Raw genomic sequence first — 12,515 nt, 5'->3', positions numbered from 1 at the left:
CACCAAGTCTCCGCTAGGCGTGCCAGACATCAACTCGTTGACTACCTGAAGGCTTGCCTCCCGACTTGGCCTTCCGAAACTTCCACTCCAGTACCTTGGCATTCGTGGGGAACCGTTCATTGAAGACACCTTGACCAGTGGTTCGGTTGCCGCCAATAGCTAGCTAGCGCGGAGAGAGTCGAACGCCATTCCCGCCGTTCCCGTTTGCGGATTCCGGGCCCGGCGTTCAGGCATTCAACGCTTCATGGATGGATCACTTCTCTGAAGTACCGCAGTGGCGCTCCTGTGCAGGCCGCCGCGGTTTCCATTCGCGCATTCAAAATCCATCGGGTTGGCCGAGGACTGACTTCCGGGGCCATTCTGATTCCCGTACACCACGCAGAATCTGCGGCAGCCAGCGACGGACTAAACGGACTAATCGGTGGAGTCGCGCTCGATAATGCCGGTACGCGGATTCACTTGAGGCCTCTGATAGGCCAGTTCTCCGCCATTGCGCCCGCCATAAGGCCGTCCGTGATCGGCGTACTCTTCCCGGTAGAAAACCAGCCGCCAGCCTCCAAGCTCGATTCTCGCGCCGCTTCGCAGGACGTACTCTTGACCAGCATTCAACCCTGCGCTTCCCCCAACCCTATGGACTGCTTGGAGGACGTATTCGTCGAGGTCGTCCCTGACGATTCGTGCATGGACAGGTTCCAGGCCTTCTAATATCAGTCCGCTATCCTGGGCACTGCCAATAACCAAGACGTCGTCAACGAGGTTAAGCACTTTTGGCGCCTTCCCATCCCACGACTCGCTGTCCTTGACGAAGATGAGCCTCGGCCTGCCGCCACGATCGGCATAATGCGTGGTGGTAGGCCGCATGCGCTGGTTCCTCTGGAAGGTGGGGAACAACGGAAACAGGGTGCTCGGAATGCCCAGACTTTCATTCCTTCTATCCTTCTGCAGCAGCCCTTTGACGTTTTTCAACGAACCAATCCGTACGGCGTTCGATTTCATCGCGATGCGACCGGTCAAATTGGGCTTGATATCACCGAGCGTGACGATATTCCCCTTCGGCCCATCGATCACAATCTGGATTCCAGAGCTCTTGAGGCGATGCGCAAGCTGGTCTAGTGCAGGGCGGCTGGCACCTCTAGAGACTCGGAATATTGAGTCTGAATCGGCTTTGATATGGATGATCCGGCCTTCGGCCGTGATAGTTCCATGTACTTGTTCCGAGTCATCAGTGCCCACGAGTGGCTGGTCGACCGTGAAATTCAGGTCAATGTCGAAGCGCATCAGGCTACCCGTTCACTCGCGGTACTGATCTGAACCCAGTGAGTGGTCATCGCTCGTAGTGACCCTCAGGGTGCCGTTGAACTTCCATGTAGCCCGGGGTGCATCTGGACCGATGTCCCTCGGCACTTCAACCATCATGTCCACAAGTGTGTAGTTCACAGCTGCACCACGCCCGGTCAGGTAGGACCACAATTGTTGGCCGAGATCCGACCAATCGGCAATCTGCAAATCCTCCACTGGCAAATCTCTATTCGTATTAAAATTATCCACTCTACCCACATTCCTCTGCTATCGAGAATGATCATAAAAACTGGATGAAGCTGCGGGATGCAGGCTCAGTGTGACATAGATTACCCTCTACTTGCGCCCGGGTAAATGATTAATTCTAAATTCAAGGCTGCCAGTCTCGCTGGCGCTTTTGTCGGGCGCCCTACAGGGTGAGGCGGGTTGAGTCTTGGTGCATATTCGCAAGTCAAATTAGGAATTAGTGAGTTATCGGGATGTTGTCACGTGGGTTAGGTTGGGGTTGGCAGCCGCATAATGGATTAGGAAATCGATATTTCTCGAAAATTATCTTGAAAAGCGAGATTCATGAATTAAGGTGTTTCTGGTAGCTGAATTCACGATAAGTGAGATATTAGGAAAAAAAGTTATTTGATTGCGAGTTTTGGCGTTCAAAGATGGTCGGATCGCTTCCTGTGAGTACAAGTTCCGAATCTTTGAAAGTCGAACTATCCTCCATCCCGGACAACCTGCCTTTCAGCCGGGCATCCCAGCCAATGAACCATTGGGGAAACTCTCGCGGAAGAGAAGTGCCGTTTGTAGTTACGGCGAACCTGAACCGCTGGGTATCGACGAAAACCTAAACAACGTGATGCCCGGAGTGCATGCACTGGCCATTGAAGCCCGAGTACACAAACTGCTGATATCAAGTATCAAGTCTCGGACCAACGCGGCAGCGCTGGAGTTACTTGGCGGATATATTCGCCGGTAGCTTCGCCGTAGGAAACGAGCGTGGTCCGCTTGATATTCGTGCGTAGGTGGACTTGTTCCACCGCGGCAGGCATCTGCGCGCCCTTTCTTGGCTCGCGTCCACCTTCTGGCCTAAAGATGAAGAAACCAAAGGGGATTGCTTCACGGTATGGAAATGACCACCCAACTTTTCATTGACGAGAAGTATCTATCGAGTCGCAGAACGCTAGCATTTCGTTAACGGGATGATCTGTGATTGCCGCTGCATCAATGGTGCATTACACAGTGGACCTGGGGTAGGCCAACAAACATGAGGAGCGACGCTTTGGAAAAGATCCGCCTGTTAATCGACAATGACACAGGAATCGATGATGCGTTGGCACTGGCGTACCTTTGCGCCTGTGACCACGTGGACATTGTTGCGGTCACCAGCACCCCGGGCAATGTGAACGCTGACCAAGTCGCTGCCAACAACCGTGCACTGCTGACCCTCTGTGGCAAACCGGAAGTGCCGGTGCTGATCGGAGCGCGGAAGCCTTTGGAAATTCCGCTAGTCACCACGGAGGAGACCCATGGGCTCCAGGGCGTCGGTTATGCGACGTTGCCAGACGCCGGAGTGGGGGAGGGCGAAGACCGAGACGCCGTGGACTTCTGGATCGATGCTGCCCGGGCGAACCCTGGCGAACTCACGGTGCTGTTGTGCGCACCATTGACCAATTTCGCCTTGGCGCTGCGTCGAGAACCTCGCTTGCCATGGTTGCTACGCAAGGTCGTGATCATGGGTGGGGCGTTCTACTACCAAGGAAATACAACCCCAACCGCCGAATGGAATACGCATGTGGACCCGCATGCCGCGAAGGAAGTCTTTGCAGCCTACACCGCAGCCGCGGAGGCGGGGCTTCCCGAAGAACAGCTGCCGATTGTGTGTGCATTGGAAACAACCGAGCGATTTGAGATGCGACCGGGATTCGTCAACGACTTGGCCATGAGCGCCGAGCTTGACGAAGAACATGTTCGGGAAACAGATCCAGAGGGTACCCGGAGTAAAGCGGAAAACCCGTTGCTCCGGTATGTCTCCGATGCTTTGCGATTCTATTTTGAGTTCCATAGAAACTACGACCAAGGCTACATCGCCCACGTTCACGATTACTTCGCAGCAGGTGTTGCCGCAGGCACGTTGGAGTATCAAACCAAGCTTGCGACGGTGGATGTGGAAACCGAGTCCACGTTACTTTTTGGAACAACGGTCGCTGACTTCCGCGGACTGTGGGGAAAACCCGCAAACGCGAAGGTGGTCACGGAAAATAATCCGGCACGGGGGTTCGACGAGTTGCGCGAGAAGCTGGCTGCATTGGCCGGCCGAATGTAAAGAGAATCTTCGAGAAGACACTTCGTGGGCTAAACTCATGAACCGGGCCAAGGTGACATAGGTCCGGTAATCGGGCGTCCAGCAGTATCTGCGGGACGCGATCCATGCACTGCATCTGAGGATTTTCTTCACCATGTCACCCAATTTGCTCCTTGCCGACGAATCGACCGGCAGCAAGCTCCGTCGTAACCTCTTGGCTATTGCAGGCACACTCCTGCTCGTTACGACCTATACAGTCCTCGTGATAACCCAACCGACAGATCTCACCGGTGGGCTGGGCCAGGGCGTGGCTCTGGCAACGTTTGCCGCGTACCTGCTTTCTGCCTTGCTGCTCCTGGCGGCTGTCCTTCGGGACTTGCCTGTATCGACATTGACTTTGATTCCTGTGGCGCTCGCGTTGAATATCCTCTTGGGGCAGTTTGTGGGCTCGGTGATGGTGCCCCTGTATCTGGACTCGATCGGCACGGTGCTGGTCGGATTCCTGGCCGGGCGTCGCGCCGGTGCGGCAACAGGAGTCCTGGGAACCTTGATCTGGTCTCTGTTTGCCCCGACGGTACTTCCGTTCGCGGCAGGAGCGGCGCTCATTGGCTTCCTTGCAGGCACGGCGGCTCGTTTCGGTGCTGTTCGACGTGTATATCTGGCTCCTATTGCGGGTCTTGTCTCCGGTGTTCTCGTAGGGGCGATCTCTGCGCCTGTGGCGGCATTTGTCTTCGGCGGGACCTCGGGTGTGGGCACCGGTGCTCTTGTGACGGTATTCCGTTCCATGGGCGACTCATTGTTGTCAGCGGTCACCAAGCAAGCATTGCTCTCCGACCCGGGGGACAAGGCAATCGTTTTCCTCATTGCTGCGTTGCTCGTTTATGCCCTTCCCAACAGGATGTCCCAGAGCTATGAGTTCGTGCGTCGCTACCGGGTACTTGGACGGCGGGGCGGAGAACGAGGCTAAGGGCATGAACCGGTTTCAACGGCTTCATCCATTCACAGTTCTGGCGGTGGCTGCTGCCGTGGTGACCACTACTACGGCTGCTGGGCTCTGGTGGCTTAGCTGCACGGTGATTGCCTGCGCGTTGATTGTGGCCTGGATCGTTGGCAAGAGCGTAAAACTTGTTGGCCTATCGAGCGCGATCGTACTGCCAACTTTTGCCTCGCAGCTGATGATCCACGGGCTTGCCTCCAACGGGAGCTTCGGGCTAACACAAGCTGGCTTGCAAACAGCCGCAGAGCTGGGCCTGCGCACGGCTGTGCTAGTCGTGGTTGGGCTGCTGTGCGCCTTGGTCATTGACCGCCATCAATTGGTAGCGGCGATTGACCTATCGAAAGCACCTGCGCAACTTGGATATCTGGTGGCAGCGACACTCTTTCTGCTTCCCCAGCTTGCTGAGCGGCAGCGAGTCATCAACGAAGCGCAGATGCTGCGACAGGTGAAGTTCCGTAGTGGGCTACGAGGTTGGTTCCAAAAGGTTCGTCTGCAGGCCGTTCCCCTGGTGCTTTCGTCTATGGAAGAAACGGCTAATCGGGCACCGCATTTGGCCGCCCGGGGCTTCCCTGCCGGCAAGAGGATGACTCGTTTGCGGGAAGTCCCAGACTCCAATGGGCAACGTCGGATCCGCCATGTTTCAGTGCTTTGCGTGTTGCTATTGCCAGCTCTGCTGCTTGTTCCAAGCTGGATGGATTTCGCATGACCAGTGAATTGAGCATTGGAAACTTGAAAACGGGGTTAGGCCTCGACATTGATCTTAAGTACTTCAGGTATGCGCATGCTGAGGTCGACGTTCTCCAAGACATCAAGCTGAACATTAGTCCTGGGACCGTCACAGTTATTAGCGGTGGTTCAGGGTCAGGAAAATCTACGTTAGGTGCAATCCTGGCCGGAATATTGCCTAGAACTGGTTTGGACCAGTTTGAAGGCGCAATAACCGTTGGTGGCAGGCGCATTGAATTCTCAGAGGACAAAAGGCCTCGAATTGATCCTTCTGGCTGGGCACAGCACATTTCGTTCCTCCCGCAAGATGCTAACGACTATTTATCAGGAATCAGGGCAACTGTTGCTGAAGAGATGGCGTTCGCGCTGGAGAATCATGGAGTGCCACGAGAGGGCATGCTGACTCGTATACTTGCAGTCGCTGACATGCTGGACATCAAACATCTGCTCGCCCAGGACGTTGGCAAACTGTCCGGTGGGCAAGCACGAATCGTTGCTTTGGGCGCACTCCTGGTCGATAACCCGCAAGTATTCGTCTTGGACGAGCCATTTTCAGGATTGGATAGGAACGCCCGAAAAATGGAGTTATCCGCCATCCAGAAATTGAAATTGCTGGGCAAAGCGATTGTCATCTTGACCCGGAACTATGTACATGGCGCGGATCTTGCCGATGAAGTCCTCAGACTTGAAGACGGCGAACTATCACGATTTGAGCGAAAATCTCTCCCATTGAATCTAGAACCAAATCTGGACAAGAAGCCACCCCAATCCACTGGGAGAAATTGCTCGCGGGTGCTTCTGGAGTTTGCCGGAACAAACCTCGGCTACGGATCATCAACACCACCGACCATTAGTGGATTCAACCTCAAGCTTCGCGCCGGCGAATGCTTGGGACTCTTGGGACCCAACGGAGTAGGCAAAACGACCATCCTTAAAGCTGCGGTCGGATTGCTCAAACCAGCAGCCGGAACAGTGCGCACGAGCGCAAAGCCGGGTCTCTTGCTGCAGAACCCTAATGACCAACTTTTCGAACGAACCGTGTTCAACGAAGTCGGCTACGGACTTCGATCTGGCGCTAAATCTCAACAGCAGGTGGCAGCGGTGCTTGAACGGTTGGATCTCCGGGACAAAGCGGAAACGCACCCATACGAACTGTCTATGTCGGAACGCAAGCTAGTGGCTCTTGCTAGCGTTCTTTTGCATGAACCGGAGATCTTACTGCTGGATGAACCAACAGAGGGATTGGACGAAAACGGAGTAAGGGTTCTTCGCGAAATACTTGAAGCCTGCACGTCAAAGGGCCATGGCATTTTGTTCACGAGCCACGACGATTCGTTCGTCGCTCAGGCAGCTAACCGAACAGTGCAACTGATCGCCAGTGAAAATGCGAGATGGATTAGTACAACCCTCTCCGCCCCATTCAATATGAAGTCCAGAATCCTGCAGTAAATCTTCTTGGACGGTCTTGCGAGATCTCTTGAAGATGCAGGTGAGCATTGCTCAGCCTTGGTGGGAGTTCATCGCCGCGAACGGCGAGTTCCGACGCGAAAGGCCTATGGTCAGGAGGATGCCGACCAGGGCGAATCCGCAGGTGATCCACCATGTCGAGTTCCATCCGCCGGTGAGCGTTGCAATGCCGGCTAGCAACATGGGGCCGGTGAAGTTGCCGATGTTGAAGATCTGCTGGATCAGGCCCATGGAGGCCGGTGCGGATCCGCCAGCCGGGGCCAGATCGACGGCAACGCGGGTCATGGTGGTTGGAATGGTGGCCCCGCTGATCGAGAACAAACCGACAGCGATCATCTGGATCCACAAAAGATGCGTCGGGTAGTCGAAGATGAATGTCAGTGTTGACGTCACGGCCATCAGGATGAAGCCCACCAAGAGCATGGATCTGCCGTTGGCTCCGTTGTGCAGCAGCGAGCCGCTGATGATTGCGCCGACCGCATTCAGTCCGCCGACCACTGCGGTGATCAGACCACCAGTGACGGGGGAGAGACCGAAGCCTTCGTAGATGGTGGGGAGGAATCCCACGACTGCCATCCACTGAACGGTGTAGCAGCCGAAGATCAGACCACTGACCCAGACGCGTCCGGACTTGGCGGTGATGCCGATGCGACGGGCGGCTTCGCGCATTCCAGCGGCGCCTGCTGGGGTATCGGGGCCTACGAATTTCAGCACCAGCGGAATCGGCAACAACGTCAGGGCCGCCAGGATCCACCACCAGGTGCGCCACGACAGGTGCTGAAGGACCAATGCGGTGCTGAAGACTCCGAGGAACGTCGCCATGCCCATGTAGGCTGCCCACCAGCCGACAGCCATGTTCAGGTTCTTCAACGGTGCGTGCAAACGAACCAGTCCCGGGCCCATCACGGTGGTCATGATGACACCGGCTCCCTCGATGATGCGGGTTGTCAGAAGGACATAGGCGTCTTGGGAAGCTCCGCCGAGGGCTGAGCCGAAGACGAGCAATAGTAGACCAAGCAGCAGCGTCCGCCGTTGCGAAATGACTTCTGAAAGCAGCGATACTGCCAGGCCACCGAGCATGCCAGCGACTTGGACAACGCCGAGAAGGGTTCCAGCGAAGAGCAGGGAGAAGCCCAGCTGCTCCTGGATGACGGGCAAGGCTGGTGCCAGTTTCCAGATATGGAGGCCGGCAAACACTCCAGAAGCCACGATGATAATCCAGGCGATGTTAGTTCGTTGATGAACTGGCTGCGACGCTGTGGACACCGGTGGGACTCCTTATTCGTTCGGGTCCGGCATCAGGTTTCATGCTGTGAGAACCCCCAAGGGATTGTTCCACGGAATGTGGGTGATGCCCATCTATGTGTCATTGAACGAGAAATGTCTAGTGTGAAACACAGGGATAGTTATTCTGCGAACTTGGGTGGGGCGCAAGTGGAAGAACTCGCGTACGCGTTCTGCTGACTCCCAACCATGGCCAGTGACTTTGGTAGACCGCGAATTAGCGTCGCCCCGGTTATTGTAGTCACTGACGTCGGCATGTGTCAGGACATTAGGCGAACCGCATTGAAGAACGCCGCGCTCTGGAAGATCCTCGATGATCTGTCGTGGCCGGCGCCAAACCCCAGGCATCGCAACCCAAAAGACACACCGCGGACCGTCCGCTGAGAAGTTGTGAATCACTAGCCCCTGACATTGGTTAGGCTTATGACGTGAAAGCCGAATCGCAGTCTCTTAAACGTATTTTCCAGGGTTCAGTGCGGTACGAGGTTCCGCTCTACCAACGTCCCTATGTCTGGCAGCATCGTGAAGACGATCCGGAGAATGACAGACTTGGCCCCTTTTGGGATGACGTCAAGCAGACCGTTGACCGACTAGTGGACCACCGCCATCTTGAACAACAGGCAGGTGATCCCACAAAAGTGGCACCCATGACACCGCACTTTTTCGGAGCCGTGGTGATCGGTGAACCCTCCACCGGTAAAGGAGGGGTGGTGGCACAGGAAGTCATCGACGGTCAGCAGCGACTTACTACATCCCAGCTGCTTCTGTCCGCGGCAACGGCCGTCTGCGCCGCGAGAGATAAGCCCAAGCACGCATCCCGACTGCGCAGACTTTGGACACAAGACGATGACGTCGATGTCGACGAAGCGGACGTGTTCAAGCTCCGGCCAACAAGACACGACCGTGAGGTTTTTAATGAAATCATGCAGTCCAGTGACCACCATTCAGGACCACAAATGCTGGTTTCGAAAGCATGGGAATTCTTCGAACACAGCCTCCAAGAATGGGCTTCAGAACTGCCTGTAGACCGGGTTGATGAGTACTTCGATGCCCTGCGGGACACCCTGTACGAGCAGCTGTTGTTTGTCGTTATAGAACTCCAGCCAGGAGATAATCCGCAAGGAATTTTCGAGTCTCTCAACGCGCAAGGAGAACGACTCTTGGCCATCGACCTGGTCAAGAATCACGTTTTCCGTAGCGCTAAGACTTTCGGCCTCGATCTGGACAAACTCGACAGTGAGGTATGGCAGGCCACGTTCGGGGAACCATGGTGGCGTGAAAACACCAAACAGGGACGCTACTTGCGACCCCGCGCCGAACTGTTCCTCATGCATTGGCTCACGGAAAAAACTAATTCGGAAATCTCCGCTACTGGACTCTTCGTTGAATTCAGCCGTCTCTTCGGTACCTACGCGACTACGCCTGAAAGCGTCAGAGCTTTCACTGACGACCTGGTCTCTGACGCCAAAATTTACCGCAGCTTCCATGCCCTTGAAGAAGGCACCAAGGAACGGTTGTTCTTTTCTCGGCGGGACGTTCTAGACATCAGTGTTGTTTACCCCGTTGCCATGCGATTGTGGCGCAGCATGCAGCAGGAGAAAATCTCCCGGAACCGTCTCCATGATGCCCTGACAGCACTGGAATCATGGTTGGTTCGCCGGATGACGTTGAGGCTGACCACTAAGAACTACAACAGAATCATGCTCGATTTGCTGAAAGCCACGCACGGTGCGGCTGATCCGGTCGGGTCGATCATCGGGCACCTGAAATCCTTTGACCAAGAAACCACCAGCGGCTGGTGGCCCACAGACGAAGCTTTCCTAAACCACCTGACTACCAGAGACTTGTATAAGTGGCTGCCCCAAGCGCGGGTGCGCATGTTGCTCAAGGCCGTCGAAGCCCGACTTTTCTCATCCAAGACCGAGAAACTCATACTGCCCGCCAAGCTCTCCATCGAACACATCATCCCGCAAACATGGAAGAATACCTGGCCCCTGCCGACGCCCACCAGCCCCGAAGCTGAGGACAGCAGGAAAGAACATCTCCATCGCATCGGCAACCTGACCTTGGTCACCTCGAGCCTGAACCCATCCCTTGGCAACGACCCTTGGGAATCAAAGCGGAAAGAACTCTCAAAACACAGTGCCTTGCGCCTCAACGCGCACCTCGTCAGTGACTACCCTAGTGTTTTTGACGAATCAACGATCGATGAAAGAAGCGCCTCCATGGCCGAACTGCTTATCAAGGAATGGCCTGGGCCCCATATGAATCAGTAGCAGGTGCCGTTCCTACGAAATTTTGAACCCTGTGGTTGCCTACCAGCAGAGGGATATGCTAACCGCTGGGGAAGCATGAGTGCTCCCGCTATGTTGTTGGCAGTCCCTACACAGAGGATCGTAGGGACTGTCGGCCGACCAGCCTGGGCATGGTGTCTTGCCCCTGTCCAACCAATGATCCGAGGCGGGTGCCACCAAGACTGAAGGCAGCAGGGTGATTGCTGATGAGGGGCGCGACGCCAGAAAATGGATGCCTGTCATAACGTGGATGTAAGACGTTGCTACCGACGGTTGGTCGACCGTGAACAAAAAACTAGTTCAAAGGAGAACTAGTCATGATCACCGCGGACGTTGATATTTTCCTCGGCATAGGTGTATTACCCACGGAGGTTGAGAACACGATCAGCCGGCGCCAGACCCTTCAGTGCAGTATGTCCTCGACGGTAGTTGTAATAGTCTAACCACCCCTGGAACGCGGCAACCCGCTCAGCCTCCGTGCGGTACGACCTGGCATACGCCCATTCCTCCAGCATCGTCCGGTTGAACCGCTCCACCTTGCCGTTGGTCTGCGGCCGATACGGGCGCGTGCGCCGGTGCTTCACCGCTGCCCCCAGCGCGTCCCTGAACGCGTGGGACCGGTAACACGCCCCGTTATCGGTGAGCACCTGACGCACCGTGATGCCCAGCGAGGCGAAGTAGGCGTTGGCCCGTTCCCAGAACCCGGCCGCGGTTTCCTTCTTCTCATCTTTCAGGATCTCGGTATAGGCCAGGCGCGAGTGGTCATCCACCGCGTTGTGCAGGTAAGCGTAGCCAGGCCTCCTGTTGGCGGCGGTCCGGGTTTTGTTCCGCTTCCCGGCCGCCCGGCCCAGGACCTGGTGGCCGCCGCCGTCGGGGATCCGCCCGAGTTTCTTGATGTCCACGTGGATCATGTCCCCGGGCGCCTTGTGCTCGTAGCGGCGGATGCACCGGCCGGTAGCCCGGTCCTGGAAGGACAGGCGGGAGCACCCGTACCGGGAGAGGACCTTGTGCACGGTGGAAGGGTGGATGCCCAGGTGGTAGCCGATGCGGGCCGGTCCCCAGCGGCGGTTCACGCGCAGGGCGATGATCCGTCGTTCGGTGCGGGTGCAGGTGCGGTGCGGGCTGGTGTGTGGCTGGCTGGAGCGGTCGTGCATGCCTGCTGCGCCGTGCTCGCGGTAGCGGGTGGCCCAGCGGTTGGCGGTGCCGACGGAGACTTGGAAGCGTTCAGCGGCACGGCGCAGGGACCAGCCGTCCTCGACGATGCAGCGGGCGAGCAGGGTGCGGCCTTTGGGGGTGAGGGTGGCGTTAGGATGGGACATGGAGAAGACCTCTGGGTTGTCGTGAATGTTGTCGCAAACACCACTTCACTCAGGGGTCTTCTCTTTGTCACTGTGCCACGCCGTGTGTTCTTAACCTATGTGGGCATTACACCTAGGTCTGAGTTAAGCCGACATCGGCTAAAATCAGATGCCGGCGCCGGATATCTCTCGCAGCGGTGTAAGCAGACGCTGGCTAAGGAGGGCTGGTCCTGTCGGTCGGTTCGTTCGGGGACGCATTCGACAATGCCGCTGTCGAGGCGGTGATGCGGTTGTTCAAGAACGAGGCCGTGGTAAGGGATCCCCCCGTTCCGCTGCGGTCCGCTGGCATCGGATTCTGACGTCGCAGATGCCGTTGTGGACTGAGTGTATAGGCATAACCGTGCCTGAATGCAGCCGACCTTGGGATACCGGAGTTCAGTGGAATTTGAGGAACTCTATTATGGTGAAATCACCAGCGTTTTACACGGTGTCGCCGCTACTAAATTGGCTGCATGACTTCCGGAACGGTTCACTCCGGGCGAACTTCTGACGTTCGGACATGCACTCATTCTACGACGACCGCGTGTCTCACAACATTAAGACTGATCAAGTAACATCAGCCAATCCAGATCCGGTAGATTCATTGAAACCTAGACAAGCATGAAAAGGAACAAAGTGCTCCAGTTACCTCCTTTCAGGGCCGATGATACGACGAGTCTCCAGATACTTCGTGCTCCGCGGATGGAACTCGTAAAGTACCTGCGACTCGACGATGATGAACGAAGTCTGAGACGGGCTCCTATCCACAAGGAAGTCTTCTACCTAACCGAAATATCACGAGTTGTGCGCGA

At 56.2% G+C, this 12,515-nt stretch carries 9 protein-coding genes; 5 read left to right on the top strand and 4 right to left on the bottom strand.

All coding sequences use genetic code 11. From position 1 onward, the window contains the following. Nucleotides 1-414: 414 nt before the first annotated feature. On the bottom strand, nt 415-1,278 hold the full coding sequence (locus JQN66_RS18515) for an FHA domain-containing protein (RefSeq protein WP_239464055.1): 864 nt from the start codon (nt 1,276-1,278) through the stop codon (nt 415-417). A 12-nt stretch (nt 1,279-1,290) separates the two neighbouring features. After that, the gene (locus tag JQN66_RS15750) at nt 1,291-1,548 is read right to left on the bottom strand and encodes a hypothetical protein (RefSeq protein ID WP_204675863.1); all 258 of its coding nucleotides are present in this window, start codon (nt 1,546-1,548) and stop codon (nt 1,291-1,293) included. A 1,012-nt stretch (nt 1,549-2,560) separates the two neighbouring features. On the opposite strand from JQN66_RS15750, the gene JQN66_RS15745 reads away from it, so the two are divergent. From JQN66_RS15745 to JQN66_RS15730, 4 genes are all read left to right on the top strand, one after another. Beyond that, on the top strand, nt 2,561-3,619 hold the full coding sequence (locus tag JQN66_RS15745) for a nucleoside hydrolase (RefSeq protein WP_204675862.1): 1,059 nt from the start codon (nt 2,561-2,563) through the stop codon (nt 3,617-3,619). A 133-nt stretch (nt 3,620-3,752) separates the two neighbouring features. Continuing rightward, a complete protein-coding gene (locus tag JQN66_RS15740) occupies nt 3,753-4,565 on the top strand; it encodes an ECF transporter S component (RefSeq protein WP_204675861.1) in 813 nt (270 codons plus the stop codon). A 4-nt stretch (nt 4,566-4,569) separates the two neighbouring features. Further along, entirely contained in the window at nt 4,570-5,301 is a 732-nt protein-coding gene (locus tag JQN66_RS15735; protein WP_204675860.1) for an energy-coupling factor transporter transmembrane component T family protein, read from the top strand. Then, entirely contained in the window at nt 5,298-6,770 is a 1,473-nt protein-coding gene (locus JQN66_RS15730) for an ABC transporter ATP-binding protein (RefSeq protein WP_204675859.1), read from the top strand. Before JQN66_RS15735 ends, JQN66_RS15730 begins: the two co-directional genes overlap by 4 nt. A gap of 51 nt (nt 6,771-6,821) precedes the next feature. Here the strand turns inward: JQN66_RS15730 and JQN66_RS15725 are convergent, their stop codons facing one another. Beyond that, nucleotides 6,822-7,997, bottom strand: coding sequence for an MFS transporter (locus JQN66_RS15725; protein WP_239464054.1), 1,176 nt, complete (start codon nt 7,995-7,997; stop codon nt 6,822-6,824). 503 nt (nt 7,998-8,500) lie between these two features. On the opposite strand from JQN66_RS15725, the gene JQN66_RS15720 reads away from it, so the two are divergent. Beyond that, nucleotides 8,501-10,348, top strand: coding sequence for a DUF262 domain-containing protein (locus JQN66_RS15720; RefSeq protein ID WP_204675857.1), 1,848 nt, complete (start codon nt 8,501-8,503; stop codon nt 10,346-10,348). Between the two features lie 377 nt (nt 10,349-10,725). On the opposite strand, the gene JQN66_RS15715 is transcribed toward JQN66_RS15720, so the two are convergent. Next, nucleotides 10,726-11,685, bottom strand: coding sequence for an IS481 family transposase (locus JQN66_RS15715; protein ID WP_204675856.1), 960 nt, complete (start codon nt 11,683-11,685; stop codon nt 10,726-10,728). Between the last annotated feature and the right edge of the window lie 830 nt (nt 11,686-12,515).

This window comes from Glutamicibacter protophormiae, assembly GCF_016894325.1.
GTDB lineage: Bacteria > Actinomycetota > Actinomycetes > Actinomycetales > Micrococcaceae > Glutamicibacter > Glutamicibacter protophormiae.
The sequence above is the reverse complement of the archived record's forward strand: the minus strand, read 5'-3'. Positions and strand labels throughout refer to the sequence as shown.